Origin of the sequence: Kineococcus sp. NBC_00420, from assembly GCF_036021035.1 — a bacterium.
In the GTDB taxonomy this organism is placed as follows: Bacteria; Actinomycetota; Actinomycetes; order Actinomycetales; family Kineococcaceae; genus Kineococcus.
Map to the genome: position 1 here is coordinate 1,689,864 of NZ_CP107930.1, position 15,822 is coordinate 1,705,685.

10 protein-coding genes and 2 pseudogenes are annotated in these 15,822 nt (G+C 68.8%); 6 read left to right on the top strand and 6 right to left on the bottom strand.

Annotation, left to right across the window (positions count from 1 at the left end; translation table 11 throughout):
- Positions 1-73: 73 nt before the first annotated feature.
- Complete coding sequence (gene ypfJ / locus OG218_RS08225) at positions 74-979, top strand: KPN_02809 family neutral zinc metallopeptidase (RefSeq protein ID WP_328292724.1); 906 nt, start codon at positions 74-76, stop codon at positions 977-979.
- A gap of 515 nt (positions 980-1,494) precedes the next feature.
- Here ypfJ and OG218_RS08230 read toward each other — a convergent pair.
- The gene (locus tag OG218_RS08230; RefSeq protein WP_328292725.1) at positions 1,495-3,708 is read right to left on the bottom strand and encodes an MMPL family transporter; all 2,214 of its coding nucleotides are present in this window, start codon (positions 3,706-3,708) and stop codon (positions 1,495-1,497) included.
- 778 nt (positions 3,709-4,486) lie between these two features.
- Here OG218_RS08230 and OG218_RS08235 point away from each other — a divergent pair.
- Both OG218_RS08235 and OG218_RS08240 read left to right on the top strand, forming a co-directional pair.
- On the top strand, positions 4,487-5,110 hold the full coding sequence (locus OG218_RS08235) for a TetR/AcrR family transcriptional regulator (RefSeq protein ID WP_328292726.1): 624 nt from the start codon (positions 4,487-4,489) through the stop codon (positions 5,108-5,110).
- A gap of 697 nt (positions 5,111-5,807) precedes the next feature.
- Positions 5,808-6,941 (top strand): nucleotide disphospho-sugar-binding domain-containing protein, encoded by a 1,134-nt coding sequence (locus OG218_RS08240; protein ID WP_328292727.1) that lies wholly within the window; start codon positions 5,808-5,810, stop codon positions 6,939-6,941.
- 85 nt (positions 6,942-7,026) lie between these two features.
- Here the strand turns inward: OG218_RS08240 and OG218_RS26605 are convergent.
- Positions 7,027-7,584 (bottom strand): annotated as a pseudogene (locus OG218_RS26605) (cation:dicarboxylate symporter family transporter); the annotation flags it as partial.
- 413 nt (positions 7,585-7,997) lie between these two features.
- Between OG218_RS26605 and OG218_RS08250 the strand changes: the two are divergent.
- The gene (locus OG218_RS08250) at positions 7,998-8,342 is read left to right on the top strand and encodes a transposase (RefSeq protein WP_328292729.1); all 345 of its coding nucleotides are present in this window, start codon (positions 7,998-8,000) and stop codon (positions 8,340-8,342) included.
- Positions 8,343-8,559: 217 nt separating this feature from the next.
- On the opposite strand, the gene OG218_RS08255 is transcribed toward OG218_RS08250, so the two are convergent.
- Positions 8,560-9,153 (bottom strand): hypothetical protein, encoded by a 594-nt coding sequence (locus OG218_RS08255; protein WP_328292730.1) that lies wholly within the window; start codon positions 9,151-9,153, stop codon positions 8,560-8,562.
- Between the two features lie 197 nt (positions 9,154-9,350).
- Between OG218_RS08255 and OG218_RS08260 the strand changes: the two genes are divergently transcribed.
- Both OG218_RS08260 and OG218_RS08265 read left to right on the top strand, forming a co-directional pair.
- The gene (locus OG218_RS08260) at positions 9,351-10,052 is read left to right on the top strand and encodes a response regulator transcription factor (protein ID WP_328292731.1); all 702 of its coding nucleotides are present in this window, start codon (positions 9,351-9,353) and stop codon (positions 10,050-10,052) included.
- On the top strand, positions 10,042-11,790 hold the full coding sequence (locus tag OG218_RS08265) for a sensor histidine kinase (protein WP_328292732.1): 1,749 nt from the start codon (positions 10,042-10,044) through the stop codon (positions 11,788-11,790). The genes OG218_RS08260 and OG218_RS08265 overlap by 11 nt, the downstream gene beginning before the upstream one ends.
- A 325-nt stretch (positions 11,791-12,115) precedes the next feature.
- On the opposite strand, the pseudogene OG218_RS08270 reads toward OG218_RS08265, so the two are convergent.
- The 3 genes and pseudogenes from OG218_RS08270 to OG218_RS08280 all read right to left on the bottom strand — a co-directional run.
- A pseudogene (locus OG218_RS08270) lies at positions 12,116-12,240 on the bottom strand (transposase family protein); the annotation flags it as partial.
- A 276-nt stretch (positions 12,241-12,516) separates the two neighbouring features.
- Positions 12,517-14,856, bottom strand: coding sequence for a 5-methyltetrahydropteroyltriglutamate--homocysteine S-methyltransferase (gene metE / locus OG218_RS08275; RefSeq protein WP_328292733.1), 2,340 nt, complete (start codon positions 14,854-14,856; stop codon positions 12,517-12,519).
- A complete protein-coding gene (locus OG218_RS08280) occupies positions 14,853-15,794 on the bottom strand; it encodes a methylenetetrahydrofolate reductase (RefSeq protein WP_328292734.1) in 942 nt (313 codons plus the stop codon). Before OG218_RS08280 ends, metE begins: the two co-directional genes overlap by 4 nt.
- Positions 15,795-15,822: the final 28 nt, after the last annotated feature.

Consider the following 15,822-nt stretch of genomic DNA (forward strand, 5'->3'; position numbering starts at 1 on the left):
GAACACCTCTGGAGTGGTGCGCCGCCCGGGGGCACAGCATGCTCGATCCCGTGACGAACCCTGTGATGCTCCCGTGAGGTACCGCGGCGACGCCCGCCTCGACACCGGCAACGTGCAGGACCGCCGCGGCGGCGGGGGCGGGCGGGCCGTCGCCCTGGGTGGGGGTGGGCTGGGGATCGTGGGCGTCCTCGTCCTCGTCCTGTTCCAGGTCCTCGGCGGGCAGGGCGGCTCGTCGCCGCAGTCGGCGAGCGTGCTGGACGGGCTCGGGTCGGGGCAGAGCGCCGACGGGTCCGAGCTCGCGGCGTCCTGCCGCACCGGCGAGGACGCGAACCAGAAGGAGGAGTGTGCCCTCGTCGCCGACATCGACTCGATCCAGACCTACTGGGGCGGGGTGCTGGGCGGCAACTACACGGAGACCGACACCGTGTTCTTCTCCGGGTCCGTCTCGACGGGGTGCGGGGCGGCGTCCTCGGGGACCGGCCCGTTCTACTGCCCGGCCGACCGGCTCGTCTACGTGGACCTGTCCTTCTTCGACGAACTGCGGACCCGGTTCGGCGCCGAAGGCGGGACGTTCGTGAACGCCTACGTCCTCGCCCACGAGTACGGGCACCACGTGCAGGACCTGCTGGGCACCAGCGACTCCGTCCAGGCCGGGGTGAGCGGACCGGACAGCGGCAGCGTCCGGCTGGAGCTGCAGGCGGACTGCTACGCGGGGACGTGGGCCAACCACGCGACGACGGTGCCGGACGACTCGGGCGGCCCGCTCATCGAGGAACTCACCGACGACGACGTCGCCCGCGCCCTGGACACGGCGGCACGCATCGGCGACGACTTCATCCAGACGAACCTCGGCGACGGCAGCACCGACCCCGGCTCCTACACGCACGGCACCTCGGAGCAGCGGCAACGCTGGTTCACCACGGGTTTCCGGGGTGGGGACCCGGCGCAGTGCGACACGTTCGCGACGACGACGCTCTGAACGACGGCACCACTCCGACGGTCTCCGGGTCCACGGTGACGTCGAACTCGACGAGGTCGCCCCGGCGCACCACCTCGACCCGGTCGCAGGCCCGGCGAACGACGGCCGGGTCGTGGGAGATGAACGGACGGCTCAGACCAACCTGCTCGTTCATCGTGCGCAGCCGATCGCGCACAACGCCGAGAACGACGAACTCGCTGCACTCATTCGACGAACCGAGCCGACGGGCTCTGGGTCGGAGTGAGCAACCGAACTGGAACGGGCCTGTCCCTACTTCGGTGGAGCCTGGTGGGTAGGGGTGGTCAGGCCGCATGAGCGGCTTGGATCAGTGTCTCGTACCCGATCGGTGTCAGTCGACCTAGCCTGCTGACGACGCCGGCGGTGACAAGTCCCCTCGATCCAGATGACGATCGCCAGTCGTGGTCCTTCGTGGTGCAACCAGCACCGGCAGGACACAGGGATACCTCTCACCGTGCGGTTCGAAGCATGACGAGTTCTTGGCCGCGAAGGACTTGCTACACCGGTTCAGGTAGGGGCTCAGATTCAACCGGGCGTCTCGTCATCGCTTCACCCTCGATGTCCAAAGCAGGCAGGATTCGATCCAGCCACCGCGGGAGCCACCAGGCGTGCCGCCCCAGCAGACCCAGCACCGCTGGCACGAGGGTCATGCGCACGATGAAGGCATCCACCAGCACGCCTACTGCCAGCGAGAAGGCGATGGGTTGCAACGTCGGGTTGGGGCTGAGGCTGAAGGCCACGAAGACACCGACCATGATGAGGCCGGCGGCGACCACGACTCGCGCGGCGTGCCGGGCGCCGATGCCGATGGCTTCACGGGCCTCAGTACCGTGGGCCACCGCTTCGCGGATGCGCGAGACGAGGAAGACCTCGTAGTCCATCGCCAGCCCGAACAAGATCGCTAGCAGCATGATGGGGACGAAGCTCACGATGGGACCTACCGCGCTCACCCCGATGAGATCGGATAGCCACCCCCATTGGAAGACGGCGACGGTTGCGCCGAGGGCTGCCGCCACAGACAGGACGAAACCCGCGGCCGCCTTGAGCGGGACGGCGATGGAACGGAAGACGGCGATCAGGAGGATGACGGAGAGCCCGACCACGACCATGGCGTAAGGCACCAAGGCCGCGCTCAGGGTGTCGGACACGTCGATCTGAACAGCCGTCGTACCCGTGACCGCGATCTGCGCTCCGGTAGCCTCGGCGATGGCGCCCTCCTGCTCCCGCACGTCGCGCACGAGGTCGGCTGTCGCGACATCCGAGGGGCCAGTGGTGGGAACGACCTGGATGAGGGCAGTGCTCCCATCCGCTGACACCTGCGGTGCACCGACCGTGGCAACGCCCTTCGTCGCGGCCAGAGCTTGTCGGACCTCGACGGCTGCTCCCTGCGGATCGCTGGTGGTAGTGACGTCGGCGACCACGAGGAGTGGTCCGTTGACCCCGGCGCCGAAGTTCGCCTCGATCAGTTCATACGCCTCGCGCTGCGTCGACCCTTCCGCGCTCATGGCATTCGTGGGAAGCGCCAGTTGCAGCTGGGTGGCGGGTACGGCCAGCGCGCCCAGCAGCAGGAGAGCTGCACTCAGCACGCGGACGGGGTGGGTGCTGGCCCACCGGACCCACCGTTCTCCCCACGAGGGCCGAGGCCGACGGTGAGCTTTCGCAGCCTCGCCTCTGGCGGTGACATTGCGCACACCCCTGGTAGCTGGACGCGGTGTGGGACGCAGGCGTTCCCCGCTCAGGCGCAGGACGGCCGGCAGCACCGTGACCGCTCCCAGGACGGCGATGGCCACCGCGCCGGCACCGGCGATTCCCATTGTCGACAGGAAGGGAATCTTCACGACTGCCAGACCCAACAGGGCGATGATGACCGTGACACCGGCGAAGACCACGGCGGTGCCGGCGGTGCCGTTGGCACGGGCCACTGCCTCCTCGACTCCGGAACCGGTTGCTAGTTCGGAGCGGAACCGGGACACCACGAAGAGGGCGTAGTCGATGCCGACGGCCAGGCCGATCATCAGGGCCAGGGAGGGTGCCGTGCTGGAGATCGTGATCGTGTGTGACAGCAGGCCCACGGCCGAGATGGTGATCCCGATACCGAGTAGCGCGGTCAGCAGCGGAATGCCGGCGGCCAGCGCGGATCCAAAGGTGAGGACGAGGATGAGCAGAGCGAGCAGGATCCCGGCGATCTCGGCGGCGTGTGCTGACTCCCCGGTGGTGTCGTAGGCACTGCCGCCGACCTCGACGGTCAATCCGGCGCCACGGGCGGGGTCGAGGGCATCCTCGATGTCAGTCAAGGTGTCAGGGTCGAGGTCCGATCGGGATACGGGGAGAGCGGCGGTGGCCAGAGCCGCCGCTCCGTCGTGACTGATGTTCTTCTTCGGATCCGACACGCCGTCGACCTGTTGAACATCGAGGACGGCCTGCACGCTGGCGGCGATGGCCGTTTGGTAGCGGGGGTCGGTCACCGTCTGCCCCTCAGGGGCCTGGAAGACGATCTGCGCACTGACCCCGCCGGCTTGGGGGAACTGGTCTCGTACAACTTCTCGGGCTGTGGACGACTCCGAGCCGGGAATGCTGAACTCGTCGTCGTAGGCGGTTCCGGTACGCGCAGCACCTAGCCCCAGGCCCACGACGAGCAGCAGCGAGACGAGAAGGACCAGTTTGTGGTGGCGGCTGCAGAAGCCGCCGAGTCGAGATAGTACGAGAGCCACGGCAGAAACCTTTGATCAGGGTGGGAGGCCAGAAGCAGAGAGGCCAGGAACTGAAGTTCGCGAGCTGGGAGTTCGAGAGGAAGGGGAAGGCGCAGCCTGGAGCCAGGAACGGAACGGCGGCGATCGTCGTGATCACCTCGGCAGTCGTGCACATCAGCGCCCGTCCCGGTGCGGTCGGCGTCACATCGGGAACAGCAGGCACGTCGTGTCGAGTTCGCGATACTCCGAGGAGGGCGATGACGGCGATGGGAATCAGCCGACTGTCGTCGCCGGTTGTCGAGTGCTCTTCGCGCACGCAGTGGCGGTTCTCTGGCGTGTCGACGAGGTAGTCCCCTACTCGTCGTCCATGGCCAGGGACCCGGAAGCCTCACCGGGCGATGAGTGTCCCGTCACGGGAGTCAGGGTGTGACGCGGCTCGGAGGCAGCGGTCGTCTCCCACCGCCTCATGGGCGCGGGATGGGCGATGTCCTGCGGACTCTTGTCCGGCGACGCTCAGCTCGGGGTAGCACTCGATGAGTCGTCTCCGTCACCGGAGAATCCATGCTCTCCCGACGTGACTAGCTCGTGGTCGGGAGGGGCCGCAGCGCTGTCTGGCGATGATGGCGGCGTGAGGTAGCCAGACGTGCGGGATGCGGAGGCCTCGGCGGGTGCCCCGGGTCCAGGGTGATGTCAGAGGTGCAGTTGTCGAGCGAGGCATGCAGCCAACATACCCTTGGGTATTCGATACCGCAAGGTTTTCAATACTCCAGGCTTTCGATTCCCGCGGTAGCATGACGAGATGAACACTCCACCCGCCGGCCCCGTTCCTCGCGTACCCCGCGAGGAGGTCCGGCGACGCCTGCTGGAGGCGGCCTGGCAGGTCTTCGCCACCAAGGGTTACGCCAACGCCCGCTTGGACGAGATCGCCTACGCTGCAGGGTTTACCAAAGGAGCCGTGTACTCCAACTTCAGCAGCAAGCACGCACTGTTGGCCCACCTCATCCAGGAGCGGGTGCGCGAGTACTCCGCGGAGCAGGTTCGCTCGATTCGCAGCCAGAGACGTCCGGTTCACGTCCTGGAGGATGCAGCTGCGGCCTTCGCCCACGCGGTCGTCCACCAGCAGGTATGGACTCGCCTGTTGGTCGAGATCGGCCAGCAGGCCGCCCAGGACGAGGAAGTGCAGGCGCTCTACGTCAACGTGAGGCGGCAGTTGCGCCAAGACCTGACCGACGTGCTGTCGCGCGCCTTCGCCGCGCTGGGGTTGCGGTCCGTGGTGACCCCAGAGCAGTTGTCCCTGACGTTGCAGTCCTTGACCCTAGGGCTGACGGTGGAGCACGGTACCGATCCGCAAGAAGTGGATGAACAGACCGTGACCGCAGTCTTCACCGCTGTGCTGCGCTCCCTGGTGCACCGTCCCGAGTGAGCCGCGGCCCGCCAAGCGGACTGGACGGGGCAACCGTGCTGACACGCTCTTGAACACGACGGTTGCTTGTCGTGGACACGAACGGTTCTCTCGGGATACTGGGGATCAGTATGACGACGTCCGACGAACTGGTCCCCCCAACGCTGGCGTTCGCCCTCATCAGATGTGACCACCACGACGTCAGCCAACTCTCGTGGTCGACACGAGTCCCGCAGAGCGTGGTGTCCGCGGCCGTTCCCGCTGAACTCGAACCATCTCTCCTACGCCGGGATACCAGCCGGACCACGACGACGACGTCCGCCGCTGGGCGCTGCGATGCCCTGGCACTGTCCCGTGCAGCGCCCGTCGCGGGATGGTTCGCAGATCGGGCCCGGGGCGCACGTGAAGGACCCAGGAGCCGCACCCTCACCGGTCACGTCGAAGTGGGCCCTGACGGATCTGCCACGAGGTCATCGCCGATCTGCATCGTGAGCTGCCGCAGTCAGCTCGCGCTAGTGGCCGACGATCCTCAACGCGGCGACCTGTGGGCGTTGAAGTGTGCGTCGCACAGCAGCAGCTGGGCCCGATCGACAGGTGGGGACGGACGGGCCCCGATGTGACGCGCACCCCACGAGACGGCTGTCCCTTGAACATTTCGATACTTTTGGGTATCGTACTTTTCGAACCAGTCCGATCTTGGAGGATGACTATGCGTCTCTTGTTCACCAGCGTCTCCGCACACGGGCACCTGCTCCCCCTGGCGCCACTCATGCAGGCCGCCCTCGACGCCGACCACCAGGTTGCCGTCATGGTCAGCGTCGATCTCAGCGACACGGTTCGCACGGAACTTCCCGACGGTGTCGAGTTTCTCCCCGCCGGCCCGATGCCCCTGCAGCTGGCGACTGAGGCTGCTCGTCGCACCGGCGGCGACGTCATGCAGCCCACCATTGCCGGGATCGGTGAGACCTTCGGCGGCGTTCTCCTCGACCTCTCGATCGAACAAGCCCTACCGGCCGCCCGCGAGTGGGGTGCTCAAGCCGTCATCGCGGACATGTACAGCACCCTGGGTGAGTTTCTCGGCGCCGCCCTCGACATCCCCTGGTACCGCTTCGTGATGTCTGTTCCTTTGCCGCCTGAATGGTCCGCAGCCATCCAGTCCGCTCGAGACCTACGCCTGACCCAGCACGGTCTGACGACTGTACCCCCCGCCGGAACGTTCGACATCTGGCCGGCAGAGCTTGCGGATCCCGGTGAGGAGGCCCCCACATCGCAGCAACCGCCGACGTTGCAGGTTCAGGCCGAAGCCCACGGTGGCCGAGTTCATGAAGAGGGGCCTCGAGTCCAAGCATTCCCAGATCGGCCCCGAGTGCTCGTCACCCTCGGCACGACGTTCTCCGACGCCGGACTTCTCGAGCGATTCGTGCACGAGGTCGCCGCCACCGAGGTGGAAGTCATCGCCACTCGCGGAATGCTTCTCGGTGTCACCGAGGTAGTAGAGGCACAGCGCGACCAGAACCATCCCCACGTGACCTGGGTCCCGTTCACGCCCATCGCGTCCCTGCTCGACGGCGTCTCCGCCGTTGTCAGCGTCGGTGGCGCGGGAACAGTTCTCGCCGCCCTCAGCCGGGGCCTACCCCTCGTACTGTGGCCCCAAGGCGCAGACCAACCGCGCATCGCCGCGAGCGTTGCCTCCGCCTCAGCAGGCGTGGTGTTGACCACTCCGGATGACCTCCAGGTAGCTGTGAAGTCCGTTCTGACCGAAGCGACCTACCGAGACGGCGCCCAAGCCGTAGCGGCCAGGATCGCCGCAGCCGCAACCTTCGAACAGGCTGTTGCACACTTCTTCGGGTAATCCCCGACTGTGCCCACGTTCCGACCCGGACGACAGTGAACAGCACCGCGCCGACCGTCTCAACGGCGGCCGCGACCGACCGGGCCCGTTCACCGATGACGACGAGGGCGATCCCGAAGAGGATGGCAAACAACAGGATCGGCAGCACCGCCCCCTCTGCGAAGCTCTGCACGATGGTGGACGGGAAGACTTGGGTGAGGTGGTCGTGCCACTCCAGGGCCGCTCCAGCATCGGCTCCCTCGGCCGCAGAACCGCTGAGGGTCAGCTCTGCGGGGTCGGCCCCGACGCCACGACCCGGGCCCACGACGTTGACCACGACGAGACCCAGGACCAGAGCCGCGGTGGTGACCACCTCGAAGTACACGATCGACCGGAGGGCCACCTTGCCGATGCCGCGGAGGTCGGCGATCGAGGCGATACCTGCTACGACCATGCAGAAGACGATGGGGTCGAGCACCATCGTCAGCAGGCTGACGAAGGTGTCACCCAGGGGGCGCAGAGCCACGCCGACGTCGGGGGCGAGAAGTCCGGTGGCCGCGCCTAGCACCATGCCGACGGCCACCCACACGTAGAGCTGCTTCCACCGGGCCCGGCGTGCGGGCGGGGCCGTTCTGCCGGGTCTGCGCCTGCCCTGAACGTCCATCAGTCATCGGGCCCCACAGGTAACGCGGGATTGAACGAAGATGAACGCACGATGTGGGGAGATCAACCCATCGATGGACCCCATCGAGACTCGCGATGACTGCGACCCCGGTACCTGAGCGCGGTCGAGGGATCTGCCGCGTAGGCAGGTGGACAACGCGGCCAGGTCCGACATGACCGCCTCATCCCAGCGTCACGGGGCCCAGTGGCAGAACTCCAAGCACAACACGCGCGGTCATCGGCGTAGGCGCGGTTGGTGTGAGGAGCGCCCTGGAGGCAGGTGAAGGCCTGGTCGGCCCTCGAGCAGAGAACGGCCGGGGGGACCTGGTGGCGCTGCTTGGTCCACTTCATGCGCAACGTGTTGTCGCGTGTCGCCAAGGTCGAGGCGAAGGCGGTCGCGGTGATGGTCGCATCATGTTCACCCAGCCTCTCGCCGCGGCCGTCGGCGAGCAGGTACCGGTGGTCGCCGAAAGCCTCCCCGCTGAGTTCTCCGCCCTCGCGAGCCTGCTGAATGAGGCTGGGCCGGATGTGACGGCCTTCACCCTCCTTCCTGGGGAGCGTGGGAGGAAGATCTGGTCACTGCATCCGCCTGAACGGGCGAACCGGGTGGTCAAGCACCGGACCGACGTGGTTGGTGGTTGGGATCTCCCCCACGCCAAGGCCTTGCTCCGCCTGGGCAACTGCGTGCTCATCGAGACGCACGACGAGTGGCAGTCCAGGGGACGGTGTTCCTCTCGTAGTCGTCGAGGGCATCGCTGACCCCGCCAAAGCCGACCGTCGTGTCGACGTCCGCGCTGTGCGCAGACGTCGACACGACCGCCACCCTCCACGCTTCCGCCGCCCTCGACACGGCCACAACGCTCACGGGGCAGTCCGAATTCGCAGCGCTTCACGTCTGCAGAGTTGCACCACCCCCGGCAACGTCGTACGGAAGAGCCTGTTGTCGGCGCGGCTCGGTCCTGTTCGAGCTTCTCCGTCAGCGACCGGCGACGGCGAGCTCGACTGCAGGGAGCAGCTGCATGCCGAGCTGGATCGACTTCGCGTCGTTCGAGGCTCCGCCGAACGCGAAGCCGATCCGGCCGTCACCCTCGTCCGAGGCGAGGGCGACCTCCGTGACGCCTTCGGCCTTCAGGCGTGCGACGACCGCCTCCGCGAAGGCCAGCCCGTCGGGGTTGGCCCGGTCCAGCTCCCAGGCGGGCTTCGGCACCAGTGGCGCGCAGTAGCGCTCGATTGCGTCCGCACGCGCCGCTTCGGCCGGCGATGCGGCGCGTGTGAGTGGCTGCCCGGCGGTGACGCTCGTCGCCGGACCAGCCTGATCACTGATGCAGCGGTCGAGCAGCGCGTTCGCCGGGTCCTGCGCAGGCTGCAAGCCGAGGGTCTCGCGCTGCGGGGTGCCATAGCGCTGAAGAGCGGGCGCCGTCGTTGCCTCCGGCGCCGTCTGCGTGTTCTGCGTCGGGATCGGTGCGTGCACGGCCCCACGGGCCACGGCGGAGGTACTCACCGAGCTGGAAGCCGTCGTCGGGTGGGAGGTCCCCGTGTCGGCGTTCGCGACCGAGGCGAAGACGCCCACGGCGAGTCCGATGCTCAGCAGGCCACCAGTGGCCGTGACGGTGGTGATGGATCTGCGATTCATGTGCCTCTCCTCTGCGTTGGTGGAACTCCCACGGTGACGGGTCATCGTGAAGAACCAGTGCGATCGGAATGCGGACCCTGCGCGGGGAACGCATTCGCGGACCCGACCGGATACGGCTGCTCTAGGGTCAGGACATGGCCAGGATCGTTGTCGCCGAGGACGACGCCCTCCAACAGGAGCTCCTCCACCGCTACCTCACCCGCGAAGGCCACGACGTCGTCATTGCTTCCGACGGCCCCAGCGCCCTCGCGCAGGCCCGTGAGGCCGACACGGCGCTGCTGGTGCTCGATGTCATGCTGCCCGGGCTGGACGGGCTGCAAGTGTGCAGCCGGCTCCGGGAGGAGGGGTCCGAGCTGCCGGTCATCATGCTCACCGCGCGATCGAGCGAGGCCGATGTCCTCATCGGGCTGGACGTCGGCGCCGACGACTACGTCATCAAGCCCTACCGGCCTCGCGAGCTCGTGGCGCGCACGAGGACCCAACTCCGTCGCACCGCCGCACGACGCCAGGAGAGGCAGTTGCGCGCCGGTGACGTCGTGGTGGACGCGCAACGTCACGAGGCCCTCCTGCGTGGTCGGGTGCTCGACCTGACCCGAGCCGAGTTCGCACTCCTGCACACCCTCCTGCGCAACCGCGGCATCGTTCTCAGTCGTCAGCAGCTGCTCGAAGGCGTGCACGGCGACGGACGCTTCATCACGGAACGCACCGTGGACGCACACGTCAAGAACCTGCGCACGAAGCTGGAGGACGATCCGCGCCGGCCGCGATACGTCCAGACCGTCTACGGCGTCGGATACCGCTTCGACGGGTTCGTCGACGGCGCGGATGCGTCGTAGCCTCCTCGTCCGCTTCCTCGTCATCGCGATCGTCATCGTGACAGCGTCGATCGCGGGCACGGCCTGGATCGTCACCAGCGCGGTCTCCCGACGCGACGCCTTGCGGATCGACGGCAACGCCAGGACCGATCAGCGCATCGTGACCGCGGTGCAGCAGTGGGCCGGCGGTGAGCGATCGTGGGACGGTGTCACACCGCTGCTCATTCGGCTCTCTGAGGAAGATCACCGGCGCATCGCGCTCATGGACGAGAACGGACGGGTGCTCGCCGACACCGATCGCGACCTACCGCCCCCACAGAGTCCCGGCGTGCCGGTCGATCCGCTCACTCAGACCTACGCCGACACTTTGAGCCCGATCAGTACGACAGTCTCTGGCGCCTTCGCGCTCACACCCGCCGAACGGGCACAGTCCAGAGCACGGGCCGAGGCTGCCCTCGCATGCTCGGCGGGCAGACCCCAGGATCTGCGGACGTGGCCGAACGGCCGCGTCGTCCTGCCGAACGTGCCCGGTGAGTGCCAGGGGAGGAACGACGGGGCCCCCTTCCCGTCCGAGCAACTGGCCCTCGACACGCTGACCCGGATGACCAACACCTGCCTGCAGGCGAAGTCGCTCGAGACGCTCAGTTCGATCGAACTCGATACGACCTCGGCCGGTGCCGCCGCTGGAATCTCCCTGCGTCTGGTCGGCGACGATCACCCGGTAGCGGTGCAGGCGGCTCAGCTGACGCGAACCTGTGTGACCGACGCCTGGCTCGCGCTGAACGAGAACCTCGTACCACCGCGCGCCTACCTCATCACGACCGACCTGCAGGGTGACCGCCCATCTCTCGCATCGCTGACGACCGATTCACTCGCACGGATCGCCGCGGTCGTCCTTGGGCTCATCGTCCTCAGCAGCATGCTCGTCCTGGTGTTCAGCTGGCGCGCTGTCCGGCGGATCCGGACGCTCCAGGCAGTCACCGACCGTCTGCGGCGAGGGCATCAGGCGACGAGGGCCGTGGAGGACGGGCACGATGAGATTGCGCAGCTCGGTTCAGCCATCAACCAGCTCGCCGATCAGTTGCAGCACGTGCAGCGCCAGCGCGACCAGTTCACCGCCGACATCGCCCACGACCTCCGAACGCCTCTGACGAACATCCGCGGTTGGATCGAGGCGTGGCGTGATGGTGTCGCTCGACACGAGTCCGAAGTGCTCGACATCGTCGACAGTGAGGCGGAGCACCTTCAACGACTCGTCACCGACCTGCAGACCGTGGCCCTCACCGACGCGCGCGAACTCTCGATGAACCCGGAGCTGTTCGACCTCGCCTCGATGCTTCGCACCGTCGTCGCAGCACGGCGAACCGACCACCCGCGATTCGTCTACGAGGGACCAGGCTCGTTCTGGGTCACCGGCGACCGTGGGCAGCTCCGCCAGGTCGTCGACAACCTCCTTACCAACGCCGACGTCCACGCAGAGGCTTCGGCCGTCATCGTCCGACTCACGCCGGAACGTGATCGCGTACGCGTGGACGTCGCGGACGACGGCGCCGGTCTACCGCCGGAAATGGCCGCGCGGATGTTCGACAGGTTGTGGCGAGCCGATCCGGTACGAAGTCGGACCACCGGCGGGCACGGACTCGGACTGACGATCTCACGACGGCTCGTCGAACTGCATGGTGGACAACTCACGGTTTCGGCGGCATCCCCCCACGGTGCCGTCTTCACGATGCGTCTTCCCATCAACGCCAGGAACTGAAACTGCAGCTAGCCTCGATCGTTCACGCGATCTTCGGCTCGGGTGGTCGACATGAGCGGATCTGCTGCACGGATCGACGAACCGAGCTGATGTGCCCTGAGCCGAGGCAGGTATCCGACCTGGACCTGTTGGCGAAACCACCTGTTGAGGCTCCGCAACCACACCGAGCCCTCCTCCGCAGCGGCCCGGTCATCGCGTTGTGCGGTCGTGCTCGGAGATCCCGTGCGGGCAGGTGAGACGGTGACGTCAGTCACCCACGACCCGGGTCAGCGAGAACCTCGTGGCCGGCGTCGATGAACTCCCGCAGCGCGGACAAGAGGTCGAGGTGGTTCCGGGCGCAGGTGGTGTCCTGCTCCCGTCCGGGCCGGACGCGTGAAACCCGGATCGGCCAACGTCAGGAGCGGTGAGAACGCGAACGTTCCCGCCGTGGCGGTGGTGCTCGCCTGACCACCCTCCCCCGTGAGCGGGTGGACACTCCGATGCCGTCGTGGCGGTTCAGGTTCACCATCCGGGAGGTGGGCAGGACGGCGGTGCAGGTGACAAGAACAACACGATGGAGCCTGGCCGAGGCACCCGCGCCCGTGGCCGGGGAGGGGGCTGCGGCGTCGTCGAGCCAGGTCGCTCAGCCGCTCTGGACGGTGTTCTACTGGAAGCAGAAGGCCCCCCGCCAGAACCACGACCCGGCTCGGCAGGTCGGCGGGAACACCTGCCGTACGAACGGGCACGTCAGCTCGTCGCGACGGCGTGCGCGGGGAGTTCCGCGCGGACGGTGCGGGCGGCCTCGACGAGGTTGCGCAGCGACTCGGTGGTCTCGGCGTAGCCACGGGTCTTGAGGCCGCAGTCCGGGTTCACCCAGACCTGACGCGCCGGGACCGCGGCGACGGCGGCGCGCAGCAACCCGGCGACCTCCTCGGTCGAGGGAACGCGCGGCGAGTGGATGTCGTAGACCCCCGGCCCGATGCCCCGCGCGAAACCGGCCCGCGCGATGTCGCCGAGGACCTCCATGCGCGAGCGTACCGCCTCGATGCTCGTGACGTCCGCGTCGAGGCCGTCGATCGCGTCGATGACCTCGCCGAACTCCGAGTAGCAGAGGTGGGTGTGGATCTGCGTCGCGTCGGCGGCACCGGCCGTCGCCAGGTGGAACGAGTTCACCGACCAGTCCAGGTAGGCGGGCTGGTCCTGGGTGCGCAGGGGCAGCAGCTCCCGCAGCGCGGGTTCGTCGACCTGGACGATCCCGATGCCGGCGGCCTCGAGGTCGCTGACCTCGTCGCGCAGCGCCAGGGCGACCTGGCGGGCGGTGTCGCCCAGCGGCTGGTCGTCGCGGACGAAGGACCAGGCGAGGATCGTCACCGGGCCGGTCAGCATGCCCTTGACGGGCTTCGTCGTGCGCGTCTTCGTGTACCGGCTCCAGGGCACGGTGATCGGCGCCGGACGGACGACGTCACCCCAGAGGATGGGCGGGCGCACGCAGCGCGACCCGTAGGACTGGACCCAGCCGTGGGCGGTGACGGCGAAACCGTCGAGCTGCTCGGCGAAGTACTGGACCATGTCGTTGCGCTCGGGTTCCCCGTGCACGACGACGTCGAGCCCGAGTTCCTCCTGCAGGTCCACGACGCGGTCGATCTCCGCCTTGAGGAACTCCTCGTAGGCGGCCTCCGTGAGCTCCCCCCGCGTCCACGCGGCCCGCGCCCTGCGGATCTCGCTCGTCTGCGGGAACGAGCCGATCGTCGTCGTCGGCAGCGCCGGCAGACCCAGCGCCTGCTCCTGCGCGAGGCGGCGCACGGCGTAGTCGCTGCGGCCGAAGGCCTCCGGGGTGAGCGCTGCGAGCCGGTCGCGCACCTCGGGACGGACGACGCCGGGGGCACCGACGCGGTCGGCCCGGGCCTGCGCCGACGCGGTGAGCTCCGTCTGGACGGACGCCGCGTCCCCCAGCGCCTTGCCCAGGACGACGACCTCGGCGACCTTCTGGTCGGCGAAGGCGAGCCAGCCGCGCAGGCGCTCGTCGAGGGTGGTCTCGCGGGTCACGTCGTGCGGGACGTGCAGCAGGGAGGTCGACGTCCCGGCGACGACGTGGGCGGCGGAACCCTCGAGGGTCCGCAGCCGGGCCAGCGCCTCGACGAGATCGGCGCGCCAGACGTTGTGCCCGTCGACGACGCCGCCGACGACCGTCTTGCCGTGCAGCAGTTCCGGACGCGCCGGCGTCGCGCCGCGGACGAGGTCGAGGGCGAGACCCTCGACCGCCGTGGCGACCAGGGGTTCCAGGAGATCACCCGGGTCGCCGTAGGGCGTCGCGACCAGCAGACGCGGACGGCCCTCGAGCGCCGCGAGGCGGTCGTAGGCGCGGCGGACGAGGTCGGCGAGACCTTCGACGCCGTTCGTCGCGGAGTCGCTGACGAGCGCCGGTTCGTCCAGCTGCACCCACTCCGCCCCCGCTGCCGCGTAGGCGGCGAGGAGTTCCTCGTAGGCGCCGAGCAGGTCGTCGAGCCGGGAGATCGGGGCGAAACCCGCCGGGGCGTCGTCGGTCGCCTTGGCCAGCAGCAGGAACGTCACGGGCCCGACCACGACGGGACGGGTCAGGAACCCGTCGGAGAGCGCCTCGGCGAACTCCCGCACCCCACGGTCGTCGGCGAACCGGAAGGCCGTCGACGGGGAGATCTCGGGGACGAGGTAGTGGTAGTTGGTGTCGAACCACTTCGTCATCTCCAGCGGGGCGTCCGCACCGCGACCGCGGGCGATCGTGGAGTACCCCACGAGGTCGACGCGGCCGTCCTCGCCCACGACGTCGGCGAAGCGCGGCGGGACGGCGCCGAGGGCGACGGCGGCGTCGAGCACCTGGTCGTAGGCCGAGAACGCGCACGGGATCGACGCGTCGTGCGCCGGCAGGCCGAGGGAGTTCAGCCGGCGGACCGTGGCGGCACGGACCCTGGCCAGGGCGGCCTCGGTGGTGTCGCGGTCGGCGCGACCGGCCCACAGGGCCTCGAGGGCCTTCTTGGCCTCGCGGTCGGCGCCGATGCGGGGGTAGCCGAGGACGGTGGCGGTCCAGGTGGGGAAGTTCTCGGTGCTCACGGGGTGGGACCTCCTACCGCAGCGATGCGGCTCTGGATGGATCGGGGCAGGTTCAGGTGGTCGAGCAGGTCGAGCGCGGGTTCCGCCGCGTTGAACGTGTAGAGGTGCAGTCCGGGGGCGCCGGCGTCGAGCAGTCCCGCCGCGAGTCCCGACGAGAACGCCGTCGACGCCCGGCGGCGCTGGGCGGTGTCGTCGGTGTCGAGCGCCGCGAGCAGCTGTTCCGGGGCCGGGACACCGGCCAGCTCGCCGATGCGCTGCAACCGGCGGGCGTCGTCCGTCACGGCGATGCCGGGCAGCAGCGGGATGCTCACCCCGGCGGCGCGCGCCCGGCGCACGAAGGTCGCGTACTCCTCCGCCGAGAACGTCACCTGGCAGATCGCGAAGTGCGCACCGGCGTCCTGCTTGGCGCGCAGGGCCGCCAGTTCCGCGTCGCGACCGCGGGGGAAGGCCGCCACGGCGAGGGTCAGGGGACCCTCGTCGACGGGGACGCGGCCGCCCCGCAGCGCGGAGCGCCGCCGGTCGGCGACCTGGAGCAGTTCGACCAGGTCCCGCGCGGTCGCCAGACCGTCGGGGTGCGGGGTCCAGTCCGCGCTCCCGACCGGCGGGTCGCCCCGCAGCGCGAGGACGTTGCGGACACCGGCGTCGAGGAACTCGCCGGCGAGTTCCACCACCTCACGTCGCGAGGACCCCACGCACGTCAGGTGGGCCATCGCCGGCACGGCCGTCGAACCCAGGACGTGGGCCAGCAGTTCCCGACTCGGTCCCCTCGTCGCGCCGGCCGCCCCGAAGGTGACCGAGACGAAGTCGGGGTGCGTGTCGAGGAGATCGGAGAGCCTGCGCCACAACGACTCCCGCCCGATCTCGGAACGGGGCGGGAAGAGTTCGAAACTGACGGTGGGCCTCCCGGTCGCGGCGGCGACGAGGGGAGCCAGCGTCATCGCGGCCGGCCCCGGTCCGGAACCGGGT

What these genes read in the sequence shown, in the direction of transcription:
- OG218_RS08235 (WP_328292726.1), top strand. Translation starts at nt 4,487, where the DNA reads ATGAACACTCCACCCGCCGGCCCCGTTCCTCGCGTACCCCGCGAGGAG.
- OG218_RS08250 (WP_328292729.1), top strand. Translation starts at nt 7,998, where the DNA reads ATGTTCACCCAGCCTCTCGCCGCGGCCGTCGGCGAGCAGGTACCGGTG.
- OG218_RS08260 (WP_328292731.1), top strand. Translation starts at nt 9,351, where the DNA reads ATGGCCAGGATCGTTGTCGCCGAGGACGACGCCCTCCAACAGGAGCTC.
- OG218_RS08265 (WP_328292732.1), top strand. Translation starts at nt 10,042, where the DNA reads ATGCGTCGTAGCCTCCTCGTCCGCTTCCTCGTCATCGCGATCGTCATC.
- OG218_RS08280 (WP_328292734.1), bottom strand. Translation starts at nt 15,794, where the DNA reads ATGACGCTGGCTCCCCTCGTCGCCGCCGCGACCGGGAGGCCCACCGTC.